This is a genomic window from Kribbella sp. NPDC004138 (genome assembly GCF_053603655.1).
Window position 1 is genome coordinate 146,826 of record NZ_JBSGFZ010000019.1, and the last position, 23,139, is coordinate 169,964.

At 70.2% G+C, this 23,139-nt stretch carries 26 protein-coding genes; 6 read left to right on the forward strand and 20 right to left on the reverse strand.

Annotated features, from left to right (window positions below):
* Positions 1 to 2 precede the first annotated feature (2 nt).
* Complete coding sequence (locus tag ACWEOO_RS26185) at positions 3 to 1,466, forward strand: wax ester/triacylglycerol synthase family O-acyltransferase (RefSeq protein ID WP_452145312.1); 1,464 nt, start codon at positions 3 to 5, stop codon at positions 1,464 to 1,466.
* Here ACWEOO_RS26185 and ACWEOO_RS26190 read toward each other — a convergent pair.
* The 7 genes from ACWEOO_RS26190 to ACWEOO_RS26220 form a co-directional block, all read right to left on the reverse strand.
* Complete coding sequence (locus tag ACWEOO_RS26190; RefSeq protein WP_452145261.1) at positions 1,428 to 2,231, reverse strand: esterase/lipase family protein; 804 nt, start codon at positions 2,229 to 2,231, stop codon at positions 1,428 to 1,430. The genes ACWEOO_RS26185 and ACWEOO_RS26190 overlap by 39 nt on opposite strands.
* Before the next feature lie 41 nt (positions 2,232 to 2,272).
* Positions 2,273 to 3,436 carry an ABC transporter permease gene (locus ACWEOO_RS26195; RefSeq protein WP_452145262.1) on the reverse strand — a complete coding sequence of 388 codons (1,164 nt, stop codon included), beginning with the start codon at positions 3,434 to 3,436 and terminating at the stop codon, positions 2,273 to 2,275.
* Positions 3,433 to 4,596, reverse strand: a complete 1,164-nt coding sequence (locus ACWEOO_RS26200; RefSeq protein WP_452145263.1) for an ABC transporter permease — start codon at positions 4,594 to 4,596, stop codon at positions 3,433 to 3,435. The genes ACWEOO_RS26195 and ACWEOO_RS26200 overlap by 4 nt, the downstream gene beginning before the upstream one ends.
* Before the next feature lie 2 nt (positions 4,597 to 4,598).
* Positions 4,599 to 5,549: an ABC transporter ATP-binding protein gene (locus ACWEOO_RS26205; protein WP_452145264.1), complete on the reverse strand. Its 951-nt coding sequence runs from the start codon at positions 5,547 to 5,549 to the stop codon at positions 4,599 to 4,601.
* A gap of 235 nt (positions 5,550 to 5,784) precedes the next feature.
* Positions 5,785 to 6,324 carry a hydrogenase maturation protease gene (locus ACWEOO_RS26210; protein ID WP_452145265.1) on the reverse strand — a complete coding sequence of 180 codons (540 nt, stop codon included), beginning with the start codon at positions 6,322 to 6,324 and terminating at the stop codon, positions 5,785 to 5,787.
* Positions 6,321 to 7,616 carry a Ni/Fe hydrogenase subunit alpha gene (locus ACWEOO_RS26215; protein WP_452145266.1) on the reverse strand — a complete coding sequence of 432 codons (1,296 nt, stop codon included), beginning with the start codon at positions 7,614 to 7,616 and terminating at the stop codon, positions 6,321 to 6,323. The genes ACWEOO_RS26210 and ACWEOO_RS26215 overlap by 4 nt, the downstream gene beginning before the upstream one ends.
* Positions 7,613 to 8,377, reverse strand: a complete 765-nt coding sequence (locus ACWEOO_RS26220; RefSeq protein WP_452145267.1) for an NADH-quinone oxidoreductase subunit B family protein — start codon at positions 8,375 to 8,377, stop codon at positions 7,613 to 7,615. The genes ACWEOO_RS26215 and ACWEOO_RS26220 overlap by 4 nt, the downstream gene beginning before the upstream one ends.
* 95 nt (positions 8,378 to 8,472) lie before the next feature.
* Between ACWEOO_RS26220 and ACWEOO_RS26225 the strand changes: the two genes are divergently transcribed.
* From ACWEOO_RS26225 to ACWEOO_RS26235, 3 genes are read left to right on the forward strand one after another with little or no spacing between them, the layout of a single operon-like run.
* Positions 8,473 to 9,570 carry a 4Fe-4S dicluster domain-containing protein gene (locus ACWEOO_RS26225; protein ID WP_452145268.1) on the forward strand — a complete coding sequence of 366 codons (1,098 nt, stop codon included), beginning with the start codon at positions 8,473 to 8,475 and terminating at the stop codon, positions 9,568 to 9,570.
* Complete coding sequence (locus ACWEOO_RS26230; protein ID WP_452145269.1) at positions 9,563 to 10,024, forward strand: Crp/Fnr family transcriptional regulator; 462 nt, start codon at positions 9,563 to 9,565, stop codon at positions 10,022 to 10,024. The genes ACWEOO_RS26225 and ACWEOO_RS26230 overlap by 8 nt, the downstream gene beginning before the upstream one ends.
* Positions 10,017 to 10,838 (forward strand): FAD/NAD(P)-binding protein, encoded by an 822-nt coding sequence (locus tag ACWEOO_RS26235; RefSeq protein ID WP_452145270.1) that lies wholly within the window; start codon positions 10,017 to 10,019, stop codon positions 10,836 to 10,838. Before ACWEOO_RS26230 ends, ACWEOO_RS26235 begins: the two co-directional genes overlap by 8 nt.
* A 1-nt stretch (position 10,839) precedes the next feature.
* Here ACWEOO_RS26235 and ACWEOO_RS26240 read toward each other — a convergent pair whose 3' ends face one another.
* The 11 genes from ACWEOO_RS26240 to ACWEOO_RS26290 all read right to left on the reverse strand — a co-directional run bounded on the left by ACWEOO_RS26240 (position 10,840) and on the right by ACWEOO_RS26290 (position 20,084).
* Complete coding sequence (locus tag ACWEOO_RS26240; RefSeq protein ID WP_452145271.1) at positions 10,840 to 11,640, reverse strand: DUF6390 family protein; 801 nt, start codon at positions 11,638 to 11,640, stop codon at positions 10,840 to 10,842.
* On the reverse strand, positions 11,637 to 12,536 hold the full coding sequence (locus tag ACWEOO_RS26245; protein WP_452145272.1) for a DMT family transporter: 900 nt from the start codon (positions 12,534 to 12,536) through the stop codon (positions 11,637 to 11,639). Before ACWEOO_RS26245 ends, ACWEOO_RS26240 begins: the two co-directional genes overlap by 4 nt.
* Entirely contained in the window at positions 12,533 to 12,742 is a 210-nt protein-coding gene (locus ACWEOO_RS26250; RefSeq protein ID WP_452145273.1) for a HypC/HybG/HupF family hydrogenase formation chaperone, read from the reverse strand. The genes ACWEOO_RS26245 and ACWEOO_RS26250 overlap by 4 nt, the downstream gene beginning before the upstream one ends.
* A gap of 104 nt (positions 12,743 to 12,846) precedes the next feature.
* Positions 12,847 to 13,962 carry a site-2 protease family protein gene (locus tag ACWEOO_RS26255; RefSeq protein ID WP_452145274.1) on the reverse strand — a complete coding sequence of 372 codons (1,116 nt, stop codon included), beginning with the start codon at positions 13,960 to 13,962 and terminating at the stop codon, positions 12,847 to 12,849.
* Positions 13,963 to 14,023: 61 nt separating this feature from the next.
* Positions 14,024 to 14,905: a hypothetical protein gene (locus tag ACWEOO_RS26260; protein WP_452145275.1), complete on the reverse strand. Its 882-nt coding sequence runs from the start codon at positions 14,903 to 14,905 to the stop codon at positions 14,024 to 14,026.
* Positions 14,898 to 15,281: an HPF/RaiA family ribosome-associated protein gene (locus ACWEOO_RS26265; RefSeq protein ID WP_452145276.1), complete on the reverse strand. Its 384-nt coding sequence runs from the start codon at positions 15,279 to 15,281 to the stop codon at positions 14,898 to 14,900. Before ACWEOO_RS26265 ends, ACWEOO_RS26260 begins: the two co-directional genes overlap by 8 nt.
* 135 nt (positions 15,282 to 15,416) lie before the next feature.
* Positions 15,417 to 16,817, reverse strand: coding sequence for an NAD(P)(+) transhydrogenase (Re/Si-specific) subunit beta (locus tag ACWEOO_RS26270; RefSeq protein WP_452145277.1), 1,401 nt, complete (start codon positions 16,815 to 16,817; stop codon positions 15,417 to 15,419).
* Positions 16,814 to 17,092 carry an NAD(P) transhydrogenase subunit alpha gene (locus ACWEOO_RS26275; RefSeq protein ID WP_359922772.1) on the reverse strand — a complete coding sequence of 93 codons (279 nt, stop codon included), beginning with the start codon at positions 17,090 to 17,092 and terminating at the stop codon, positions 16,814 to 16,816. Before ACWEOO_RS26275 ends, ACWEOO_RS26270 begins: the two co-directional genes overlap by 4 nt.
* Positions 17,089 to 18,171, reverse strand: coding sequence for an NAD(P) transhydrogenase subunit alpha (locus tag ACWEOO_RS26280; RefSeq protein WP_452145278.1), 1,083 nt, complete (start codon positions 18,169 to 18,171; stop codon positions 17,089 to 17,091). Before ACWEOO_RS26280 ends, ACWEOO_RS26275 begins: the two co-directional genes overlap by 4 nt.
* A gap of 37 nt (positions 18,172 to 18,208) precedes the next feature.
* A complete protein-coding gene (locus tag ACWEOO_RS26285; protein WP_452145279.1) occupies positions 18,209 to 18,556 on the reverse strand; it encodes a DUF779 domain-containing protein in 348 nt (115 codons plus the stop codon).
* 4 nt (positions 18,557 to 18,560) lie between these two features.
* Positions 18,561 to 20,084: an aldehyde dehydrogenase family protein gene (locus ACWEOO_RS26290; protein ID WP_452145313.1), complete on the reverse strand. Its 1,524-nt coding sequence runs from the start codon at positions 20,082 to 20,084 to the stop codon at positions 18,561 to 18,563.
* A 233-nt stretch (positions 20,085 to 20,317) separates the two neighbouring features.
* On the opposite strand from ACWEOO_RS26290, the gene ACWEOO_RS26295 reads away from it, so the two are divergent.
* Both ACWEOO_RS26295 and ACWEOO_RS26300 read left to right on the forward strand, forming a co-directional pair.
* Positions 20,318 to 20,752, forward strand: a complete 435-nt coding sequence (locus ACWEOO_RS26295) for a hypothetical protein (RefSeq protein ID WP_452145280.1) — start codon at positions 20,318 to 20,320, stop codon at positions 20,750 to 20,752.
* A 150-nt stretch (positions 20,753 to 20,902) separates the two neighbouring features.
* Positions 20,903 to 21,040: a hypothetical protein gene (locus ACWEOO_RS26300; RefSeq protein ID WP_452145281.1), complete on the forward strand. Its 138-nt coding sequence runs from the start codon at positions 20,903 to 20,905 to the stop codon at positions 21,038 to 21,040.
* A 26-nt stretch (positions 21,041 to 21,066) separates the two neighbouring features.
* On the opposite strand, the gene ACWEOO_RS26305 is transcribed toward ACWEOO_RS26300, so the two are convergent.
* Positions 21,067 to 22,560 carry a DUF692 domain-containing protein gene (locus ACWEOO_RS26305; protein ID WP_452145282.1) on the reverse strand — a complete coding sequence of 498 codons (1,494 nt, stop codon included), beginning with the start codon at positions 22,558 to 22,560 and terminating at the stop codon, positions 21,067 to 21,069.
* A complete protein-coding gene (locus ACWEOO_RS26310; protein WP_452145283.1) occupies positions 22,557 to 22,787 on the reverse strand; it encodes a hypothetical protein in 231 nt (76 codons plus the stop codon). Before ACWEOO_RS26310 ends, ACWEOO_RS26305 begins: the two co-directional genes overlap by 4 nt.
* Positions 22,788 to 23,139 lie beyond the last annotated feature (352 nt).

Here is a 23,139-nt window from a genome sequence, read left to right on the forward strand (position 1 = left end):
CCATGCAACAGGTCGACGACCTCGGCGCGATGTATCTCGCCGCGGAGAACGACCGGGTCCGGACGCACACGGCGATTCTCATGATCGTCGATCCGGCCAGGCTGCCCGGCCGCGCCCTCACCCTCGGCCGGCTCCGCGAGCTGGTCCGCGAGCGGATCGATCAGGTGCCCGCGTTCCGCCGGCGGCTCACCGGCGTACCGCTCGGGCTGGATCGGCCGTACTGGACCGAGACCGACCCCGACCTCGACTACCACCTCAGGGAGATCGCACTGCCCCCGCCGGGCGACGACGAGCAACTGCGCGAACAGGTCGCGCGGATCTTCGCCCGTCCCCTCGATCGCGCGTGGCCACTGTGGGAGATGTACCTGATCCAGGGCCTCGGCGGCGGCCGGGCCGCCGTACTCACCAAGGTGCACCATGCGATCGCCGACGGCCGCGCGGGGATCCAGATCCTCTCCGCCCTGACGGACACCGGACCACGCAGAGCCCACCGAGCTCCGGCACCGCCGGAACCGCCGGAACCGCCGGAACCGCCACCGTCGCCACCCGCAGCACTGCCGATGCTGCTGCGCGGCCTCGCGGGCGTGGTTCGGCAACCGTTGCGAGCACTGTCCGGCGTACCCGCGGCCTTGTCCGGCGTCGACGAACTACCGGTCTTCGGCACCATGCCCGGCGCGCGACTGCTCGGCGCCACCACCTCACTGATCCGCGGTCAGCGCCTGCACACCGGACTCGCGAGAGCGCCGCGTACGTCGTTCAACCGGCAGATCTCGCGGCACCGCCGGATCGGCATCGCCACGCTGGCGCTCACCGACGTCAAGGCGGTGAAGAACCACTTCGCGGTGAGCGTGAACGACGTGGTGATGGCGATCTCGGCGGGTGCACTGCGCCGGTGGCTGATCGAGCACTCGGAGCTCCCGGAGCGCCCGCTCACCGCGGTCGTGCCGGTCGCGCTGCGGGATCCCGGCGCGACATCCTTCGGCAACCAGCTGAGCGCCGTCGTCGTGCCGATCCCGACCGATGTGGACGACGCGGCTGCCCGGCTGGCGGTCGCGCACCGGGCGATGCTCACCGCGTTGCACGACCTCGGTACGACGGCGCCGGACGCGCTCGTCGACACGATCCGCATGGTCCCGCCGGCGTTCACCGTACGGACCGTCCAGCTGCTCACCAACCTGAACACCTGGGCGCCGCTGACACCGGCGATGAACGTGAACATCTCGAACATCCACGGACCCGGCCGGCCGCTGTACCTGGCCGGCGCGGTGGTGGAATCGATGGTGCCGCTGGCCGGTATCACCGACGGGCTGGGGCTGAACGTGACCGTGCTGAGCTACCGCGACCGCCTGTCGGTCGGCGTCGTCGCCGACCGCGATCAGGTGGCCGATGTGCAGCGGATCGCCGACTGGATGGGTGCGGAGCTCGAGCTACTGGTCGGCTTCGCCCGGCCATCCGGTCGGCGCTGAGCGATCGGCACCGAAGGTCCGGAGTCTGGCCGCGAGCAGCCGCTGGACGTGCCGGTCGGTTCCCATCCCGTTGTGGGTGCTGCCGACCTCGACATGCTCGGCGGCCGGATCCAGACACGAGCGCCAGTCCACGACACCGTCCTGCCGCGAGTACATCGACACGAACGGCAGTCCCGCCGGCCACGGCGATTCGAGCAACGCGCTCGTCCGTTCCGCACAGCCACCGAACAAGCACTCGGTGGAGAGCAACCACGGCCACCCACAGACGTTCAACCGAGCCATGAGCTTGACCTGACTCACCAGGCGCTGGGTCGCCGCGAGCTGGTGCAGCAGTGGCGACGCCAGCGTGACCACGCCGGCCAGCAAGTCCGGTCGCCGTACCGCCAGCATCCGGCAGAGCGTGCCGCCCCGGCTCTGTCCTACCAGCGCGACCGGACGACCCGCTTCGTCGACAACCTGCTGAAGGCGTCGTTCGAGCAGTTCGAGATGCATCTCGGTACAGCCCGAGTTCAGCGCCATACCGCTCGTGAACGTCGCGTGGCCGGAGCGACGCAGGTGCCGCGCCAGCGGGATCATCGACCAGTCACCGGTCAGGAAGCCGGGCACCGTCAGCACCGGAACCGGCGCGGACCGCCGAGCGTCCACCGCCGGAACCCGCGGCCCCACGGCCTGGACGTACCCGAGCCACCCGAACACCTCACGCCGGCGCAGCGCGGCCGGCGGGGTGAACGGCTCCCACTCGGCCACATCCACCATGGAACTCACACTCCTCCTTGAAGTGTAGGCATTCCGGGCGAAGTGGGAAGTCAGCTGGTCAGTCTGCGCTGGTGGATGATCGAGGCGAGACCGAGCATGGCCACCGCGAAGGCGGCGAGTACGGCGAGGTTCCCGGCGATGTCGGCGACGCCGCCGTCCCGCGACAGGACGGTGATCCAGGCGTCGACCGCCCAGGCGTGCGGCGTGACGTGGCCGAGCGTGCGTACCGCGTTCGGGACGATCTCCAACGGCCACATGCAGCCGCCGAGCATGGCGAACGCGATACCGATCACCGGGCCGATCGCGGAGGCCTGGTCCGGTGTCTTGAACAGCGCGCCGCTGAGCATCCCGGCTCCGGTGCCGACCAGCGCCCAGGTGCCGATCAGGGCGACGGCCGCCGCCGGATTGCCCCAGCTCACGCCGAACAACAGCGCACCGACCGCCACGATCAGCACCGACTGCAGCAACGCGAAGACCAGGTAGCAGAGGGTCTCCCCCAGCACCAGGCTCCGCACGCGGATCGGCGCGGCCTGGGCCCGCTGGTAGATGCCGAGTTGCCGGGTCTGGATGATCGAGGCCCCGCCGGCCAGCGCGTTGATGAAGACGAACAGGACGAGCATCGTCGGCGCGCTGTAGCTGAAGCCCAACGGAAGGTAGTCGCTCCCGGTCGCGATGTTCTCCGTACTGATGCCGATCCGCGGCGTCACCCGCTGCAGTGCAGTTGCCCTGGGCAACTGCTCCGCCGTCGTCGTACCCGTCGTCCGGGCCGCGAAGGCCGCCGCCTGGACACGTTCGGCGTGCCGGGCGACCGCGGCGGCGACGGCCGACCGTGCGGCGCTCTGCGTCGACTCGGCGCCTCCCGCGAGCACCGGGATCCGCACGTCCTTCCCGCTCAGCAGGTCGGCGTCCAGGCCGGTCGGCACCAGCACGACGGCGTCGATCTCGCCCCGGCGCAACGCCGTCCGAGCGGCCGGCTCGTCCGCCATCGTGTGCAGCGGCCCGACCGCCTTCAGTTCGTCGACCAAGCTGGTCGCCAGCTGCGGACCTGGGAGCTGATCGGCGAGCACACCGATCCGGAAGCCGCCCGGGTTCTGGACGACGGTGCCGATGACGGTGATGATGACGACGGGCAGCACCACGATGAAGAACAGCGCCGTCCGGTCCCGCAACATCCGGCGCAGCGAGACGCCTGCAACAGCCAGTGCAGCCCTCATGTGAGCCTCCCCCGGCCGACGATCGCGGCGATCGCTCCCAGCACCGCCGCCATACCGAGCATGACCAGGACCGGGACGATCGCGCTGGCGGCGCCGGCTCCGGTCGCGAGATCCGTGAACCCGCGCAGGGCCCAGCCGTTCGGCGTGAGCAGGGCGAGTCTGCGCAACGTCTCCGGTGCCTGGCTGAGCAGGACGAAGTTGCCGCCGAGCAGGAGCAGCACGAACGTGACGATCGTCGCCAGCCCTTCGGCCTGACGCTCGGTGCGTGCCGTCGCGACGACGAGGGCCGTCAACGCCACCAGCACGGCCGACATCGCGAGGATCAACGCGAACGCCGGAACCGGCGGCCCCCACTCGGCACCGAACGCGAGCGACGACACGATCGCCAGCGTGCTGAGGCTGACGACGCTGTAGACGAAGGCGGCGAGCGACTTGCCGAGCAGGACGACGCCGCGCGTCAACGGGGCCGCGCCGATCCGCTCCAGCGTGCCGGTGCGCTGCTCGGCGAAGTAGCTCCGCGCGGTGAAGCCGATCGCGAACAGCACGAACATGATCCCCATCGCGGGCGCGTAGTAGCTCGCGGTCCGGAGCTGGCGATAGCCGGTCGGCTGCGCCTGCACCGACTCGGGCGACTGAAGCTTCGCCACCGCCGCGGCCAACTCCGCACCGCGGCTCTCGGGGACCCCGGCGGCGAGAGCCGTATGCACCGCCAGCCGGTCGGCGTTGAGCTGAGCGACATACGCATCGGCCACCGCACGGGCGACCTGCGCCTGCAGCGGCTCGTCCGGATCGCCCAGTACCCGGAGGCCGATGGGCCTGTCACCGACCGCGGCAGCACTGAATCCCGCGGGAATGATCAGGCCGGCGCCGGCGTCCCCGTCGTCGACCATCCTGCGCGCCGCCGCGTCGTCGGACGCCTCCCGGATGGTCAGTACGTCGGAAAGCTCGGGACCGGTCAGCGCACCTCGCAAGGCGGACGCGATCTGGCCGCGGTCGTTGTCGACCAGTGCGATGTTCGCGTGGAAGGACTCCACACCGGAGAACGCGAAGCTCATCAGGGCCGCGACCGCGACGGGCGCCACGAAGCCGAGGATCAGCGCCGACCTGTCCCGGAAGCGTTGCCGCAGATCCTTGGCAGCGATGACTAAGGCGCCGAACATGATCACTCCCGTAGCGCCGTACCGGTCAGATGCAGGAAGACGGCCTCGAGATCGGGCTCGTCCACCTCCACGGATCGCAGGGACAGCCCGGACCGCTCGGCGGCTTCCAGTACGCCGGGCAGCAGCCGCCGTCCGTCAGCGGCCAGCAGCTGGACCTCCCCGTCCTTCACGTCCGCCCGGTCCACACCGGCCAGACCCCGAAGACGCTTCGCCAGCACACCCAGGTCGCCGGCGGCGGCCAAGGTGATGCGGTCCCGTTCGCCGAGCTCGGCCACCAGCTCACGGCGGGTGCCCTCGGCAACCAACCTGCCGTGGTCGATGATGCCGACCCGGTCGCACAACCGCTCGGCTTCTTCCATGTAGTGCGTCGTGTAGAGCACCGCCATACCCGACGCGCCGAACGACCGCACGCTCTCCATCAGGGCGTGCCGGCTCTGCGGATCGACTCCGACGGTCGGCTCGTCCAGGACCAGCAGCTTCGGCTCGTGCAGCAGCCCGGCGCCGATGTTCAGGCGGCGCTTCATTCCGCCGGAGAACGATTCGACCCGGTCGGTGGCGCGGTCCGACAGCCCGATCAGCTCGAGCACCTCGCCCACGCGCCGGCTGAGCGCCGTACCGCGCAGTCCGTAGAGCCGGCCGAAGAACCTCAGGTTCTCCCGTGCCGTCAGGTCCGGGTACAGCGCGATCTCCTGCGGCACATAGCCGATGGAACGTTTCGCCGCGGTCGACGTCGCGCCGACCGGCGTACCGGCGACCCGGACCTCACCGGCGTCCGCGCGCAGCAGGCCGCAGACCAGGCGAATCGTCGTCGTCTTCCCGGCGCCGTTCGGCCCGAGCAATCCGTAGGTCTCCCCGGGCGCGACCTCGAAGCTGACATCGTCGACGGCCACCCGGTCCCCGAACCGCTTCCCGAGCCGCGACACCGCCAACACGGAATCAGTGGATTCGGCCATCTGCGCAGCCTCCTCTCACATCCATCGTCCGGAGGCAGCGCATGAAGTCGCCAGAGTCCTCCAGTCCCGATACAGCAGGCACTTCAGCCCTGCACCGGACTCACGACGACCGACGGCGCCTGAGAGTCCCCGGCAGTCGGGACCTTCGACCCTCCTGTCTGCGGCGCGATCGCGCTCTACTGGAGGTGGGCGAGGGAAGCCAGACCCAAAGGTACGGAGTAGCGGTTCCCGCCGTTCACCGTACATCTCGGCCCGCTGCAGTAGCGGCGGTAGGCTTCCCCCGCTCTGTTGTGTTCGCGAGCAGCTCGCCGAGCACGGCCTCGACCAGCCTTGGCAGTGCGGCGGCGACCGGTGTGGTCAGCTCGGTGCCGAAGCCGACGTCGGCGGCCTCGACCGCGAAGACGACGAGCCGGCCCGGCAGCCGGTCCAGCGCCGCCGCCAGCCGCAGCGCGTCCGGGATGCCCAAGCTGTGCGAGCCCGCCGAGTGCGCGTGGGTCTCGACGATCGGATCTGCTGGTTCCCGCAGCGACACGTCGGTCCGATGGATCTCGCCAGGTGCGGACGGCTCGCACACCACCGCATCGACCACCACGGCCAGCGGCACGGCGGCCCAGTCGTCCATCAGTCGTGCGGGTTCGCCGTCCGAGACGACAAGCCTCACACCCGGCAGCCAGTGGTCCGCGAGAGCGGCGACCAGCGCGGGCCCGATCCCGTCGTCGCGGCGGTACTCGTTGCCGACTCCGATCACCACGGCAGTCGGCAGGGCTGTCTTCACAGGCGCTCCATTCTCAGGTCGAGGAAGTGCGTCGAGCAGGAGATGCAGGGGTCGTAGTTGCGGACAGTGCGCTCGCAGAGGCCGGTCAGCGGGCCGTCGCCGAGGTCGAGGTTGGCCGCGACCACCCGCCGGAGGTCGTCCTCGATCGCCGCCTGGTTCTGTGAGGTCGGCGGGACGATCGTCGCGGACCGGATCAGGCCGTCCGCGCCGATCTCGTACCGGTGGTACAGCAGACCGCGGGGCGCTTCGCTGACACCGTGGCCCACACCGTCCCGGGCCTGTACGCCGACGGACGACGGTTCGGGTTGCCGGTACGACTCGATCAGCCGCAGCGCCTCCTCGACGGCGTACACGGTCTCGACCGCGCGGACCACGATGCTGCGGAACGGATTGCGGCATTCAATCCCGAGCCCCGCGCCTGCGGCGAGTTCCAGGGCCAACGGGGACAGGTGCTCACGGTTGAGCGTATAGCGGGCCAGCGGTCCGGTCAGGTACCTCCCACCGTCGAGCCGGGCCCGTAGCGCGGTCGAGTGCGCGACGTGTTCCTCGACCACATGGTTGCTGAAGGCATCCACTGCGAAGGCGGGTCCCGCGCTGCGGCGCAGCGTCGTACCGCGCTCGATCGCGTAGCGCGCGGGGTCGTGGACGGCCAGCAGTTCGTGGTCGAGTTCCAGGTCGGGGAAGTCGAAGCCGGCCACCCAGCGCACCGTCGCGACCGCGGCGTCGAGCGCCGGCCGCAGCTGAGCGGCGAGCTTGTCGAGCTGAGCCTGGCTCGGTGCGGCGTAGAAGCCGCCGACGCGGACGTTGATCGGGTGGATCGCCCGGCCGCCGACCAGTTCGAGGATCGCGTTGCCGGCCTTCTTCAGGGCCAGGCCGCGTTCGACGATGTCGCGATGATCGGTCGCCAGTGCGACCGCGTCCGGATAACCGAGGAAGTCCGGGGCATGCAGCAGATAGATGTGCAGCGCATGGCTCGAGATCCACTCACCGCAGTACAGCAGCCGCCGGAGGTCGGCGATCGGGCCGCCGACCACGACTCCGCAGGCGTTCTCGATCGCGGCGATCGCGCTGGTCTGGTAGGCGACCGGGCAGATGCCGCAGATCCGGGCCGTGATGTCGGGCGGTTCCGTGTACGCCCGGCCGCGCAGCAACGCCTCGAAGAAGCGCGGCGGCTCGTAGATCTGCAGGTCCGCGCGCTCCACCTCACCGTCGCGGACGACGACGTGCAGCGCGCCCTCCCCCTCGACGCGAGCGAGCGAACTGACCCGTAACTGGCGGGCGCGGTGGCTCACGACGACCAGTCCTTGGCCGCGGCGTTGAACGTGTGGAAGACGCGGTCGATGTCGTCGTCGCTCATCCCGGCCGCACGCAGCCGCGGCAGCAGAGCCGCGACGTTCGGCTTGGCCATCGGCCCGAAGCAGCCGAAGCAGCCCCGTCGGTACGCCGGGCACAACGCACCACAGCCGGCATGGGTGACCGGGCCGAGGCACGGCGTACCCTCGGCCACCATCACGCAGGTGAGACCGCGGCGCTTGCACTCGGTGCACACCGAGGTGTCCGGCAGATCGGGCTTCCGTCCGGCGAGGAAGGCGGTCAGTACCTCGAGCAGCTGCCGGCGATCGATCGGGCAGCCCCGCAACTCGAAGTCGACCGGCACATGATCGGCCACCGCCGTCGAGGTCGCCAGGGTCTCGATGTAGTCCGGCCGGGCGTACACCACGGACGCGAACTCGGCCACGTCGCCGAAGTTTCGCAGCGCCTGGATCCCGCCGGCGGTGGCACAGGCGCCGATGGCCACCAGCACCCGCGACTCGGCCCGGATCCGGCGGATCCGCTCGGCGTCGGCCGGCGTGGTGATCGACCCCTCCACCAGTGCCACGTCGTACGGTCCCGGCTGGACCGCGCTGGACGCCTCCAGGAAGTGGGCGATCCGCACCCGCCCGGCCAGCGTCAGCAGCTCGTCCTCGCAGTCCAGCACAGTGAGCTGGCAACCGTCACACGAGGCGAGTTTGAAGACCGCTAGCGTCGGGGTGTCCATCGTCTGCCAGCTCACCAGCTGACCGGGCCGACGGCCAGGGGCCGAGGACAGCCTCCGCCGGGACCTTCGGCCCTTGGAGAGCTCCGGCTCCCGGAGGCACGATCGCGGGTATGACGCAGGCGATCATCGAAGGCCTCGACGACCTGGTCGAGGTACTGATGAGCGACGGTTACCAGGTCGTCGGTCCGACGGTGTCCGGCAGCGCCATCGTGCTGGCGGAGCTCACCGGCGCCGGCCAACTGCCGGCCGGGTGGGGTGTCGAGACCGGGCCCGGGCGCTACCGTCTGCATCGCCGCGACGACGACGCGATGTTCGCCCACTCGGCCGGGCCGCAGTCCTGGAAGACGTTCCTGCATCCACCCCACCGCACGCTGTGGTCGACGGATGCGGACGGCTCGTTCCGTCCGGCGGACGAACCGGCCCGGCGGTACGCGCTGCTCGGCGTCCGCGGATGTGACCTGGCCGCGATCGGCAAGCTGCGCGACGTGCTCGGCGGCGGTCCTCATCCGGACGGCTCGTTCCAGCAGCGGCACCGCGCGCTGTTCGTCGTGGCGGTCAACTGCACCGAGCCCGGCGAGGTCTGCTTCTGTGCGTCGATGGGCACCGGCCCGGCCGCCGGGCCGGGCGCGGACCTGACGCTCACCGAGCTGACCCCGACCGACGGCCACCGGTTCCTCGCCGAGGCCGGCACCGACGCGGGCGAGGCACTGCTGGCCCGGATCGACCATCGCGACGCCGCCGCGGACGAGACGGACGCCGCGCGTCTGGCGGTCGAGGACGCGACCCACAAGATGGGGCGCGCGATGCCGGAGGTGGACCTGCGCGCGCTGCTGGTCGGCAGTCGCGAATCCGCACACTGGGAGGACGTCGCGGAGCGCTGTCTCACGTGCGGCAACTGCACCATGGTCTGCCCGACCTGTTTCTGCACGACCACCGAGGACGTCACCGACCTCACCGGTGACCACACCGAACGCCGACAACGCTGGTCGTCGTGTTTCGAGCTCGACTTCTCGTACCTGCACGGGGGCAGCGTCCGCAGCTCCGGCGAGAGCCGTTACCGGCAGTGGATCACCCACAAGCTCGGCACCTGGCACGACCAGTTCGGCGGATCCGGTTGCGTCGGCTGCGGCCGGTGCATCGCCTGGTGTCCCGTGGGCATCGACATCACCGAAGAGATCGGCCGGCTCGCCGAGTCCGCGCATGGCTGACACCACGCTCTTCGACGACCTCACCGCCCCCGAACGGGAGGCGTTCTTCAGCACCGCCCATGAAGTCTCCTACGACGACGGCGACCGGCTGTTCGAGGAGGGCGGGCCCGCCGGCTACTGCTGGCTCATCCGGCACGGCCGGGTAGCACTCGACACGGCGGTCCCCGGTCGCGGCCACGTCGTCGTACAGACACTCGGCCCGGGTGATCTGCTCGGCTGGTCGTGGCTCGTTCCGCCGTACCGCTGGCACTTCGGCGCCCGCGCGATCGGCGCCGTCCAGGCCACGGCGTTCGACGCTGCCCGGCTCCGGGCGCTCGCGGACCAGGATCCCCGGCTCGGGTACGCCCTCACCCGGCAACTGCTCGCCGTCGTCCTCGACCGGCTGCAGACGACGCGGGCGCGGCTGCTCGATCTGTACGGCGATGCGATCCCTGAGGACACCGCTCGTGGCTGAGCCGATGCTGCCGGTCCGGTACCGGGTCGTCGACCGCACAGTCGAGACCCACGACTCGGCCACGGTGTCGCTGCGACCTGTCGATCGTCCGCTGCCGCCGTTCCGCCCCGGACAGTTCGCGATGCTCTACGCGTACGGCATCGGTGAGGTGCCGATCTCGATCAGCGGCATCGGCGACGACGGCACGCTGATCCACACCGTGCGGGCGGTCGGCGCGGTCAGCCAGGCGCTGCACGACGCCGGTCCCGGAACGATCCTCGGTGCCCGCGGCCCGTTCGGTACGACGTGGGACCTTGACGAGGCCGACGGCAACGACCTGGTGGTGGTCGCCGGCGGAGTCGGTCTCGCCCCGCTGCGGCCGCTGCTGCTTGCGGCGCTGGGCCGGCGCGCGGCGTACCGCAGGATCGTCCTGATCGCCGGCGCCCGGACGCCGGACGAGTTCCTGTTCCGCGCCGAGCTGGACCGGTGGGTGGATCGCGACGACCTCGACACCGAGCTCACCGTCGACCGCCCGGCGACCGGCTGGCCCGGCGCGGTCGGGTTCGTCACCGAACCACTCCGACGGCTGCGGATCGCGCCCGAGCGAACCGTCGCGTTCCTCTGCGGACCGGAGCCGATGATGCGGTTCAGCGCCCGCGTCCTGCTCGGTGCGGGGGTGCCGGACGAGCGGATCCAGGTCTCGCTCGAACGCTCGATGAAATGCGGCGTCGGCCTCTGCGGGCACTGCCAGCTCGGCCCGCTGCTGCTCTGCCGCGACGGCCCTGTCGTGGACTACGCCACCGTCGAACCGCTGCTCGTCGTGCCTGAGCTGTGACTCAGGTCCTTACACGCCTGCCTCCGGGCATCGCCGGTTCGAGTACGCCGCCGACTGCGGGGCGGCCGAGGGCGTGGTTGACCAGCGTGAGCAGGTACGCCGTGGTCTCGCGCAGCGCGGATACCTGCGCGCGGGTCAGGACGTCGCAGATCCAGTTCCAGTGCACCGCGACGAGATCACCCGGTTGTGCCGAGTGGACCAACTGGCGGCCACGCGAGCCGCTCTGCACGCGCCGTACGGCCGGTTCTCCCAACCGGAGCCGGCCGTTGTCGTAGCGCAACGGGCGCACGCTCACGTCGGCCGCCTCGTTGTCGACGGCAACGACGGTGCCCCAGGAGATCCGGCAGCTGTCCAGCACCCGCAACGGATCGGCCGCAGGCCCGGCCCGCAGCAGGCCTGTCCATGGGTACACCGCGAACACGTGGAAGTTGTGGTGCGGCCGGCCGCCGAGGATCGCCAGTCCGACCGGGTCGGCCGCCCCGTGCTTGAGGGGACGGTCGAACCGGTCCGTCAGGTGTGCCGCCAGCAAGGAGCCGGGGACGTTGTCCAGCAGGTGGTTACCCACCCAGTAGGCCTCTACCACATCGGCATCGAGCGGGTCGCGTGCGTTCGCCGCGGCGATCAGCGACAGGTACGGCCACGCACCGAGGAAGCGTTGCGCGATCGCCACCAGACCGCGGTCGGTCACAGCGCTGTCGGCGTACTCCAGCAGTTCGTCGGAATCCTCCGGGCCGCAGTAGCCGAGCGCGTTGGGCGGGTAGGCGTACTGCGCGAACAGCAGCGGACCCGATGCGCGGTTCATCGCGCCAGGACCGGTTGCGGCCGGGCCAGAGCCGCAAGGCCCGCGCCGGCCACCAGCAACGCGATACCGATACCGGCCTGCGGTGTCACGACCGTGCCCTTGACGATCGCGTTGAGCAGGGCGGTGATCACGGCAGCGACCACCAGTACGGCGGTGACGTCGACCGCCGGAGCCAGAGCCAGCGCGCGGTACCAGGTCGCGACGTACCCGGCCAGCAGGAGTCCGGTGAGGGCCGCCCAACGCCAGCCCGCCGCGCTCAGCCCGATGAAACCGGACCAATGCCCGCTGACCGCGACCCAGCCGATCAGCAGCAGCACGCCAAGGCCCATCCGCGCTACCGCGAGCAGGTCTGGCGCCACAGCGACGACGAGCCGTTTCACCACGATCACCTCGACCGCCCACAGCAGCGTCGCGGCCAGCAGCATCAGTTCCCCGGTGCCGAAGCGGAACCCACCGAGGCCTCCGTCGAGCGCGACCTGCCCACCGAGCAGCAGACCGATCGCCACGTACTGCAGGAGCCCGAGTCGCTCACCCAGCAGCGGTACGGCGAGCAACGCCACCCACAGCACCAGCGTCTTGTGCACGAACGCCGCGTGGGTCGACGAGGCATGCGCCAAACCGTTGAAGAACAGCACGAACGGCACCGATCCCCCGACGACGGCCACCGCCAGCAGGCCGGCCCCTTGACGCCTCGAGAGGCGCGGCGCCGGCCGTCGTCCGCGGACACCGGCCACCAGCAGGATCAACACCACCGCGGCGACGAGGTTCTTCGCTGTGGTGTACACCGTGGCGTCGCGGACGACCCGGACGCCGTACGAATTGACGAACACGGACACGCCGCTGATCAGCGCCGTACCGAAGGCGAGCGCGATCCCCTGTGCCCTTGGTCCTCTCATCGGCCTCCCCCATCACCGTCGGCATCGTCCACCCGATCGATCGCGTACCCCGAATGCACCAGCACCACGTCACCCACCGCGGCGTCCGGCAGGAACGCGAAACAGACCTGCCGCCGGCCGGCCTCGGTGTCCACCGTCCCGGTGCGGGCCACGGCCGGCCCGGCAGCGTCGAACTCGACGACCCGGCCCACGATGCCGATACACACCTGCGCCTCACCTCCCCCACGGACGTGTCCTCCAGCCTCCTCGCGGTCGACCGCGCTCAGCAGGGCCTTTGGTCCCGAATTCGTCAGGCCGCTGGGCGCCGGACTCACGTCGATCTCGACCCGTCCTGATCGAGGGCGCGCGCGACGTCGTACCCGGTGACCAGACCGACCAGCTGCGCGGCCTCGACGACCAGCGCGACCTCGTCAGAGCCGAGTTGCCGCAGGTCGGCGAGCGGTGCTCGTGGGTCGACGACGGGGAGCTCTTCGAGTGGGGTCTGGACGTCAGCGAGCACTGTCGTGGAGCGCAGTTCCATCGGTACGGCGGCCAGGCGGCCGAGGCTGACCACGCCGGTCGTGCGGCCGTCGGGTCCCACCACGGGGAAGACGAGTTGCGGGATGTCCGGAAGCATCCCGGCGAGGAACCGGTCGATCGACAGCGATCCGGCGCCGGACCTGGTCGCCGGCCGCATCACGTCACCTGCGACCAGCCGCTCACCCGCACTGCGCGCACGCGCCTGCCGGCCCTCGGCGGTCGCGGCGATCGCGATCACGTAACCGACCGCGATCAGCCAGAAGCCGCCCGCATCCCGCGTCACCAGTTGCACGATTCCCGCAACCGCCACCAGCCCGCCGACGGTCTGGCCGGCGACCGACGCCACCGCGGTCGCCCGGTCGGGGTCGCCGTATCGATGCCAGAGCCAGGCGCGCACCACCCGGCCGCCGTCCAGCGGTACGCCGGGCAGCAGGTTGAAGACACCGAGCGCGATGTTCATCACCGCGAACCACAGCACGGTCGCCTGCAGCAGCTCCGGAGCACGGACGGCCGCGAGCAGCAACCCGCCACCGCCGGACACGACACCGATGCCGACGCTCGTGGCCGGCCCCGCGGCCGCGATCATGAACGCCGCACGGGGGGTGGCCGGATCGCCGTCCAGCACACTCACGCCGCCCAGCATCCACAGCGTGATCCGCTGAACCGGCAGCTGGTACCGGCGGGCGGTCAGCCCGTGCGCGAGTTCGTGGGCGAGCAGCGACGCCACGAAGGCGATCGCCGCGACGACACCCGTGGTCCAGTACGCCGTCGCGCTGCGGCCCGGAACGAGTTCGGGCAGCGCGGTCGAGGCCAGCGTGTAGCTGACCAGCCCCATCATCAGCAGCACCGACCAGTGCGCGCCGATCGGGATGCCGGCGATCCGCCCGAACCGCAGCGTCTCGTTCATCGTCGGAAGCGCAGCGGGCGGCCGGGCGGCGTCCGCGGATCGAGTGTCATCGGGGGCGCCATCAGTCGACGGTGCGGATCGCCGTGATCGCGAAGGCCTCGACGCCCTGGTAGTGGCCGCCGGTCGACGCCACGACGACGACCGCGGGATCCGTCGCTCCCTGGAAGGTCACCTGCGCCGACCACGGCTGCGACTGGCCACCCGCGGCCACGCAGCACAACGTTCCGAGCCGGGCTTCGGTCGACGCCTGACGTACGTCGACGCGGATGGCCTCGTCGACGCCCGTGATCCGCCCGCCGACCGTCATAGGCGAGTGGGCCGCGGCGCCGTACCGCGGTTGCGTCAGCGTCAGGCTGCTGTCCCGGGTCCCGACGACCTCCCACGGGGCGTCGTCGCCCTGCCCGAACCGGGCGAGGTGGATGACGGCCGCGACCGACGGCGGGTTGTGCTCGGCGCGGTAGCCGACCGACACATAGGCCTCGTCACCGCGCACGGACTTCGCCACCACCAGGTCGATCTCATGGAAGCCCAGGAACCCGGTCGTGAACGACAGCGCGGTCTGCGCCGGGTCGAGGTGCCAGGGTTGCGTGCCGCCGCTGCGGTAGGCCTGCTGCCAGTCCGCCACTGCGTCCTCGGACGTGAACGGCCACAACGGCTGGTAGCGGAAAGTCTGGTGCGCCGGTGTGCTCGTCGTCGGCGACGGTTTCGGCGTCCCGGTCACCGTCGGCCCGGTCACCGTCGGCCCGGTCTGCGTCGGCCCGGTCTGCGTGACCGTCGGGGCCGGCGCCTGCGACGTACCGGAATCCTTGCCGGAATCGTTGAACAGGATGACCATCGTCACCGCGAGCGCGATGATCGCCAGGCACGCGACCGCGATCGCCCAGCGTGCACGGACGTCGCGGACCACCCGGTCCGGAGGGCGCCCAGGTCGGTTCTCACTCATGGTCCGGTTCCTCCGATTCTTCGTCGTCCTGGTCTCCGGCCGCCGCCTTCGCAAGCCCGGTGTGACGGCGGGACCGCGGCCGTTCGCTGAGGTCGGTGAGCTGGCGGCGGAGGCGATCCACTGCCTCGTCGACTGCCTCCGTCAGTACGGCCGCCGTCGCGTGCGCGTGCACCCGTGCCCCGCCGACATCCGCCTCGGCCGCGACACTGGCCGGCGCCTCGTGCGCCCGGTTGGCCGCAACGGCCAGTACCACGTGCACGAGGTCGACGCGGTCTGCCCGGCGGCTCACGAGGTGGCGGAACTTGTCGCGCGCGTACTCCGCACTCGACTCCGGAACGTCGCCGCGGACAGTGAGTTGGACATTCACCGAGCTCATGGCATCCCCCTGGAATTCGGCATCGACCGCGGGTCGTTGGCTGATGCCCTCATGCATCCAGCGTCTGCCGTCCCGTACCCGCGGAGCAGGGCCGAACGTCCCGTGCGGAGCGAGGCCGACGGCTGCGCAGCCGGCTCAGCGTTCTACGGCGTAGGCCTGGAGCTCGGTGATCAAGGCCGTCAGGACGACCTTCGCGTCGCCGAACAACATCGCCGTGCGCGGATTCGTGTAGAGCTCGTTGTCGATCCCGGCGTACCCGTGGCCGAGCGAACGCTTCACCACGATCACGCTGCGGGCCTTGTCGACGTCCAGGATCGGCATCCCGGAGACCGCGTTGCCCGGCCGGCGCGCGGCCGGATTCGTCACGTCGTTCGCACCGACGACCAGGACGACATCGGTCGCCGCGAACTGCGGGTTGATCTCGTCGAGATCCTTGAGCAGCGGGTACGGCGCGTTCGCCTCGGCCAGCAGGACGTTCATGTGCCCCGGCATCCGGCCGGCGACCGGATGGATGCCGTAGCTGACGTCGACGCCGCGCTCGGCCAGGGCCTGCGCGAGCTCCACCACCTCGTGCTGGGCCTGCGCCGCCGCGAGCCCGTAGCCGGGCACGATGACGACCTTGCGGGCGTACGCAAGTTGCAGCGCCGCATCGTCCGCCGTCACCGCACGGACGCTGCCGATCGCGGTCGTCGCGGACATGGCCTGCTCGTCGCCGGTACCGAAACCGCCCGCGACGATGTTCAGCAGCGACCGGTTCATCGCGACCGCCATCAGCTTGGTCAGAATGCCACCGGCCGCGCCGACGAGCGCACCCGCGATGATCAGCGGCGTACTCCCGATCACGAACCCCGCCATCGCCACCGCCGTTCCGGTGCAGGCGTTCAGCAGCGAGATCACCACCGGCATGTCGGCGCCGCCGATCGGCAGCGTCGCCAGTACGCCGACGGCCAGCGCGGCGCCGGTCAGGATCCCGAGGGCTCCGAGGCCGCCCCGCGCCGTGTAGAGCACCCCAGCGGTCAGCGCGGTCAGACCGAGCAGCAGGTTGACGAGCCGTCCGCCGGCGAACGTCAACGGCCGCCCGGGCACGACACCGGCGAGTTTGCCCGCGGCGATCAACGAGCCCGAGAACGTGACAGCGCCGATCAGCACGTCCAGGAACGTGGCGAGCGTCGTACTGGTCGGCCGGCCCGTCGAGCCGGGCAGCGCGTCGCCGAACGCGATGAGTGCTGCCGCGCCGCCGCCGACCGCGTTGAACAGGCTGACCAACTGCGGCATCGCGGTCATCTTCACCCGCCGGGCCGCGATCAGTCCGGCCGTGGACCCCACCAGCACGCCGATCGCGAGGACGACGGTCGCGGTGAGCGTCATCGTGCCGTCGTCGATCAGTACGACGACGGTGAGCGCGATCGCCACGGCCATCCCGAACGCGGACAACTGGTTGCCGCGGCGTGCGGTCGCCGGCGAGTTCATCAGGTGCAGACCGAGCACGAAGCAGACCGCCGTACCCAGGTAGAGCAGATGCGTCGTGGTGTTCATCGGCGGAACATCTCCAGCATGCGGTCGGTGACGACGTACCCGCCGACCACGTTGGCGGCAGCGAACGCGGCGGCGACGAACAGCAGTACGTAGCCGATCGTCGTGTCGATGCTGGCGGCAACGATCATCACGCCGACCACGACCACGCCGTGGATGGCGTTGGCGCCGGACATCAGCGGCGTGTGCAGGGTCGCGGGGACCTTGGTGATGACCTCGAAGCCGACCAGCACACTGAGCACGAAGACGGTGATGTCGGCGAGCAGTACCGGTGTCATGAGACTGTCTCCTTCGGGTGCACGAGCAGGCCGGCCGTGATCTCGTCGTCCGGGTCGAGCACGACGGAACCGTCCTGGGTCAGGTACTCGAGCACGGACGCGAGGTTGCGCGCCCAGGCGTGCGATGCGGCGCGCGGCAGCTGGGCCGGCAGGTTGCCTGCCCCGAGGACGACCACGCCGTTCTCGGTCTCGGTCCGGCCGTCCGCAGGCGATCCCGCGACGTTGCCGCCGAGCGGACCGGCGGCCAGGTCGACCACCACCGATCCGGGCGCCATCGCAGCGAGCGCGGCGGCCGGCACCAGTTCAGGTGGACGATGCCCCGGCACCTGAGCGGTGGTGATGACGACGTCGAAGTCCCGGATCGCGTCCACCAGTGCCCGCTGCTGGGCGGCTTGCTCGTCCGCGGTCAGGGTGCGCGCGTAGCCGCCTTCTCCTTCGGCGTCCACCCCCAGATCGAGGACGGCCGCGCCGGTCGACGCGATGTCGGCGCGCGCCGCGGCCCGGACGTCGTACCCCGTGACCAGCGCGCCGAGCCGGCGCGCCGTACCGATCGCCTGGAGGCCGGCGACTCCGCCGCCGAGCACGAGGACCTTGGCCGGACGGACCGTTCCGGCCGCGGTCATCATCATCGGGAAGAACCCGCCGAAGGTGTCCGCGGCGAGTACGGCCGCCTTGTACCCCGCCACGTTGGCCTGCGAGGTGAGCACGTCCATCGACTGGGCCCGGCTGAGCGTCCGCGGCAGTCCCTCGAAGCTGAGCGCAGTGACACCGGCCAGCTCCTCGGCCGCGTCGTACGGGCGGAGCAGGCCGATCACGATCTGGCCGGGACGCAGCCGCCGGCAGTCCGGACGCTGGACCACCGCCAGGATGTCCGCCTGGGCGAACACGTCCGAGCGCTCCGCGATCCGCGCGCCGGCCACGACGTACGCCTCGTCGGGGAAGCCGGCGGCGGTCCCGGCGCCGGCCTCGAGGACGACCTCGAAACCGGCCCGGCCCAGCCGCCCCACCACGTCGGGGGTGACGGCCACCCGGTTCTCGTGCCAGCCCGTCTCCTGCGGGCAGCCGATCAACAGGCTCATCTCACACCTTTCAGAAGGGGAACGGCGGGCGCGGCTCTCATGACGGTTCATTCACAGAGCACTTGGCGGACCGGGTGACGAAATGGGTGCCGGGCCCGGCCGCGAGCGAGAAACCCTCCGGCTCCCCGGGCGCGACGTCGAGCTGGAACGTGGACTCGCCCCAAGCCTGGTCCAGCGCGTAGTCGATGTAGAACGGGCAGCCCTCGATGTCGCCGAGCAGCACGTCGCCCGCACCGATGAGGAACTCGCCGGACGGGTAACACATCGGGGCGCTGCCGGCGCAACAGCCGCCGGACTGCACGAACATGACCGGCCCGCGGTCCGCGCACAGGCCAAGAATCGCCGTGTGCGCGGCCGCTGTGGCCGTGATGCGCTTGACGGACATCAGGTCAGAACAGCCCGAGCGGCTCGTCGCTGTAGCTGACGAGCAGGTTCTTGGTCTGGCTGTAGTGGTCGAGCATCATCCGGTGGTTCTCCCGGCCGATACCGGAGATCTTGTAGCCGCCGAACGCCGCGCCCGCCGGGTACTGGTGGTAGCAGTTCGTCCACACCCGGCCGGCCTTGATCGCCCGGCCCATCCGGTACGCACGGCTGCCGTCCCGCGTCCACACGCCGGCGCCCAGGCCGTAGAGCGTGTCGTTGGCGATCGCGAGCGCCTCGGCCTCGTCCTTGAACGTGGTCACCGCGAGCACCGGCCCGAAGATCTCCTCCTGGAAGACCCGCATCCGGTTGTCGCCGCGCAGCACGGTCGGCTGGAAGTAGTACCCGTTCTCGAACTCACCGGCGACCTTGGCGCGCTCACCGCCGATCAGTACCTCGGCGCCTTCGTCGCGGCCGATCTCGACGTACGACGCGATCTTGTCCAGCTGCGCCTGCGAGACCTGCGCCCCGAGTTGGGTCTCGGTGTCGAGCGGGTTGCCCTGCTTGATCAGCGCGATCCGGTCCAGGCAGCGCCCCATGAACGCGTCGTAGATGTCCTCCTGGATCAGTGCGCGCGACGGGCAGGTGCAGACCTCGCCCTTGTTGAACGCGTACAGCACCAGGCCCTCGACCGCCTTGTCGAGGAACTTGTCGTCGTGTGCCATCACGTCGCCGAAGAAGATGTTCGGGCTCTTGCCGCCGAGCTCGACCGTCGACGGGATCAGGTTCTGCGCGGCGTACTGCATGATCAGCCGCCCGGTCACCGTCTCGCCGGTGAATCCGATCTTCGCGATCCGCGGACTGGTGGCGAGCGCCCTGCCGATCTCGGCACCCGGCCCGGTCACGATGTTGAACACGCCCGGCGGAACGATGTCGCCGATCACCTCGGCCAGCTTGAGGATCGACCACGGGGTCGGCGAGGCGGGCTTCATCACCGAACAGTTGCCCGCGGCCCACGCCGGCGCGAGTTTCCAGGCCGCCATCAGCAGCGGGAAGTTGAACGGGATGATCTGACCGACGACGCCGAGCGGCTCACGGAAGTGGTACGCGACCAGGTCCTTGCCGATCTCCGTCGTCCGCCCCTCCTCGGCCCGCGCCGCGGAGGCGAAGTACCGGAAGTGGTCGACCACCAGCGGAATGTCCGCGTTCAGCGTCTCGCGGACCGGCTTGCCGTTCTCCCAGCTCTCGGCGACGGCCAGCATCTCCTTGTTCGCGTCCACCGCGTCGGCGACCGCGTTCAGAACCTCTGCGCGCTCGGCCGCGGACTTCTCACCCCAGGCATCCTTCGCGGCGTGCGCGGCGTCCAGCGCCAGCTCGACGTCCTCCGGCGTCGAGTGCGCCACCTCGGTGATCGGCTCGGCCGTGGCCGGGCTCAGGTCGACGCGATGCTCACCCTTCGACGGCTCCACCCACCTGCCGCCGATGAAGTTCGCGTACCGTGCCGCGACCTCGACCGGACTTCCGGGCTTCCCGGGTGCGACGTACTGCATGATCTTTCTCCTTCGACTCGACGAGTCCGTGCCTTTCGAGCGAACCGCCGCCCCGGCGTCACCCGTAGGGCCGAAAGACCCGTCCGGCGGGTGATCGCTGTGATGTGGACGACAGATCGGCCCTCGTACTGGGCCGGAGAAGCTGCCGGTCGTGACGTTCGGCGGCAGCCAGAGGTCTTTGGTCACTGGCCGGCGGCACACCGACGACCGACGCTCGTCGTAACGGGAGGCTGACCATGACCACGCCCGACACCCAGGTGCCCGCGGCAACTGCCTGGCGCGCGATCCAGTGGGGCTTCGTCGCCCTCTTCGGCTCCGGCGCCGCCGTCCACACCTTCCTGGCGCTCTCCACACCGGACTCGTACGACGGCTTCGCCGACGCGGCGCTGTTCGACTGGACGCACGACGCCTGGCAGCAGATCTTCATGGGGCACCCCACGGCCTGCGCGCTGCTCCTCGCCGCCGCCGAACTCACCATCGCCATCCTGCTGGTGAAGTCCCCCCGCATCGGCTACGTCGCCGTGATCCTCTTCCACCTGGCGCTGATGCTCTTCGGCTGGGGCTTCTGGCTCTGGTCCGTCCCCGCCCTGGCCTTCGCCGTACCGGCCGCCTTCCACGCTTTCCACGCTTCCCAGGACGAGAAGCCATCGGACGGCTCCGCGGACTGGTGACCTTCGGCTCTGCCGCGCGACCACGTGCCGGCGTGGACTGAAGGTAGGCGGAGGGAGCCGAGAGGCGCGAAGCAGCGGAAACCCCCCTCTGCGAACCGTGCCCGCACAGCCGCGGCTGGCTCCCTTCGCCGCTGACCGAAGGAGGGCCGGATGAGCACCCGCCGACCGGAGCCGGACACCGAGAAGCTCCCATGGTGGAGCCGGCCGCTGCAGATCGCGATCCGCGTGATCGCCATCATCGTGGTCGCCGTCTTCGTCACACTCACGGTCATCCAACTGCTGCCCTGATCCCCGACGTCCAGCTCACGAGCAGCTCAGCCGACGCGGGGCTGGGCGGGCGGCGTCACCGTGATGTCAAATGAGCCGGCAGGCGTGGGTGGCAGCTTTCCCTGCCGGAGTGACTCGATGAGCCGCCGGGGATCGATCGACAGCGACAACCGCTGGTCCTCCCCGGTGAGAACGGCTCGGTGCGCCGCAAGCTCGAACTCCACCACGTCCACCAGGGCCTCTATCTGAAGGCAGACGGGGTGCCGGCCGAGGAAGCGCGCGAAGGAAGCCGCCTCCTCCGAGGCGGCCGGCCGGGTAGGCTCTGCGGCCCAGAACTCCTCGAAGAGCTGATCCATCCCGTCCTCGCCGAGCGAGATCAGGAGGAGCCGGGTGGTCATGGTGAGCGTACTCGCCACCTTCCCCGCCCTGACACCGCGGATAAGCCGCTGGAATACATGGATGCCGGGATCGTCCGATAGGTCGACAGCGGGTGATTCGTCCCCAGCGGGTCGGCCTCCGGTCGATCCGCCAAGAGCCTCTGCGACGGCCCTTTCCCACTGCTCGGGGGAGACCAGGTCCATCATCGAGGCATCGGAAGGCGGCCTCACGCACGGTACCTGCTCCCGCGCGTGATTCGGCATTCGGTGCGGTACGTCGCGGCCCCGGGTCTGCCACAGCTCGTGCAATGCCGCCAGCTGCGCCTCGAGCTCCGACGCGGTGATGCCGAACTCGGCGACGTACTCGGGCATCACTTCGTAGATGATCGCTTTGAGCGCCGGAAGCCGCGGGACGATCTGCCGGGTCAGGTCAAGGACTTCTCCGGGCACCAGGCCGCTGTGCGCATCGACCCAGTAGCCGTCGAACTCCTGGCCCCCTGCAACATGCAACTCGATCACGCGATCCAGCGGCAGCTGCGCCACAGCCTCCAGCACCGGCTGCCGACCGTTCCGCTCGTTCGTCCAGAGGTTGTGGACGTCGAGCAGAAGGCCGCAGTCGGCCGTGCGCGCCACCGAAGCGAAGAATTCGCCATCCGCCAGCTCTCCGGGCTGCGTCCGCAAATAGTTGACCCCGGTCTCCACGGCGAACGGCACCGGCAGCGCCGCGCGCATCGCGCCGATATTCGCGCCGTACACCTCAAGGCCCGCGGCATTCTGCAACGGCGGCAGGAGAAACCCCAGGTCGCGAATCTGTGCCCCGTCGCGGACCCGGTTGAAGCTGAGGTGCTCGCTCGCCCACACGCCGTCAAGCTCGCGAACGGACCTGACGAACGCGTCGATCTGCGGCTTGGATGCCGGAACCGACCCGCCGATGGGGAATCCCGCCCCGTGCACGATCTTCGGCTGCGGGAGTCCACGCAAATGACTGAAGGCGCGCCGATCCAGCACATACCCGGACTCCGACGACGCAGCAGGCAACCAGAACGCTTGCGGCTCGATCTCCACGACGTCGAGCTGCTGCCGCGCCAGCTCCAGTGAATCGACGAGCTCAGGCCAGTAGACGATGCCGACGCCGAGCTCCGGGAGCTCGCCGAGCGGCGTCATCCCTGCGCTGTGGCTTCCCGGACGTTGAGGTCCGCGTCCACGACGAAACGCCGCTGGATGTCGTAGCGAATATCCCAGCCGGAGCAGCATCCCAGGCAACCGAGCTTGCCCAGGATGTCGAGCTGGACCTTCCCGAACCGCTCGATGTCAAACGCCACTTCCGCCGGAAGCGTCACATGTACCACCCGGTCGAGCGCAGCAGCGCGCTGCGCCAGTTCATCGGCCATTACCCCGACCCCCATTGCTTCGGCCCCTGGCAATACCCGTCAGCGGGCACGCCCCCACGACCAGGTTCTGCCTGGAATATCCCGCTGTCAACCGGCGGCGTCGCCTAAAACGGCTGTGCGAATTGTCGTCCGAGACGCGAATGGTTCGTAGTCCGTCGTTGACGAGCCGGAGAACAGCGAGCACGATAAAGGCATCCTCCCCGGTTCGTGCCTGCTTGTGAATTCGTAGTGGGGGACTTCATGGCACACAACCCCGACGCAGTGTCCGACGAGGAACGCGATGCGGTTGCCAATGATCTCTACCTGGCTCCGACAGAGCCTGGCTCCCTAGGTCTTTGCTTGTCCGGAGGGG

What these genes read in the sequence shown, in the direction of transcription:
- ACWEOO_RS26265 (WP_452145276.1), bottom strand. Translation starts at nt 15,281, where the DNA reads ATGAGCTCGGTGAATGTCCAACTCACTGTCCGCGGCGACGTTCCGGAG.
- ACWEOO_RS26230 (WP_452145269.1), top strand. Translation starts at nt 9,563, where the DNA reads ATGGCTGACACCACGCTCTTCGACGACCTCACCGCCCCCGAACGGGAG.
- ACWEOO_RS26310 (WP_452145283.1), bottom strand. Translation starts at nt 22,787, where the DNA reads ATGGCCGATGAACTGGCGCAGCGCGCTGCTGCGCTCGACCGGGTGGTA.
- ACWEOO_RS26280 (WP_452145278.1), bottom strand. Translation starts at nt 18,171, where the DNA reads ATGAGCCTGTTGATCGGCTGCCCGCAGGAGACGGGCTGGCACGAGAAC.
- ACWEOO_RS26240 (WP_452145271.1), bottom strand. Translation starts at nt 11,640, where the DNA reads ATGAACCGCGCATCGGGTCCGCTGCTGTTCGCGCAGTACGCCTACCCG.
- ACWEOO_RS26185 (WP_452145312.1), top strand. Translation starts at nt 3, where the DNA reads ATGCAACAGGTCGACGACCTCGGCGCGATGTATCTCGCCGCGGAGAAC.
- ACWEOO_RS26205 (WP_452145264.1), bottom strand. Translation starts at nt 5,549, where the DNA reads ATGGCCGAATCCACTGATTCCGTGTTGGCGGTGTCGCGGCTCGGGAAG.
- ACWEOO_RS26225 (WP_452145268.1), top strand. Translation starts at nt 8,473, where the DNA reads ATGACGCAGGCGATCATCGAAGGCCTCGACGACCTGGTCGAGGTACTG.
- ACWEOO_RS26275 (WP_359922772.1), bottom strand. Translation starts at nt 17,092, where the DNA reads ATGACACCGGTACTGCTCGCCGACATCACCGTCTTCGTGCTCAGTGTG.
- ACWEOO_RS26245 (WP_452145272.1), bottom strand. Translation starts at nt 12,536, where the DNA reads ATGAGAGGACCAAGGGCACAGGGGATCGCGCTCGCCTTCGGTACGGCG.
- ACWEOO_RS26305 (WP_452145282.1), bottom strand. Translation starts at nt 22,560, where the DNA reads ATGACGCCGCTCGGCGAGCTCCCGGAGCTCGGCGTCGGCATCGTCTAC.
- ACWEOO_RS26270 (WP_452145277.1), bottom strand. Translation starts at nt 16,817, where the DNA reads ATGAACACCACGACGCATCTGCTCTACCTGGGTACGGCGGTCTGCTTC.
- ACWEOO_RS26285 (WP_452145279.1), bottom strand. Translation starts at nt 18,556, where the DNA reads ATGTCCGTCAAGCGCATCACGGCCACAGCGGCCGCGCACACGGCGATT.
- ACWEOO_RS26200 (WP_452145263.1), bottom strand. Translation starts at nt 4,596, where the DNA reads ATGTTCGGCGCCTTAGTCATCGCTGCCAAGGATCTGCGGCAACGCTTC.
- ACWEOO_RS26260 (WP_452145275.1), bottom strand. Translation starts at nt 14,905, where the DNA reads ATGAGTGAGAACCGACCTGGGCGCCCTCCGGACCGGGTGGTCCGCGAC.
- ACWEOO_RS26300 (WP_452145281.1), top strand. Translation starts at nt 20,903, where the DNA reads ATGAGCACCCGCCGACCGGAGCCGGACACCGAGAAGCTCCCATGGTGG.
- ACWEOO_RS26255 (WP_452145274.1), bottom strand. Translation starts at nt 13,962, where the DNA reads ATGAACGAGACGCTGCGGTTCGGGCGGATCGCCGGCATCCCGATCGGC.
- ACWEOO_RS26195 (WP_452145262.1), bottom strand. Translation starts at nt 3,436, where the DNA reads ATGAGGGCTGCACTGGCTGTTGCAGGCGTCTCGCTGCGCCGGATGTTG.
- ACWEOO_RS26295 (WP_452145280.1), top strand. Translation starts at nt 20,318, where the DNA reads ATGACCACGCCCGACACCCAGGTGCCCGCGGCAACTGCCTGGCGCGCG.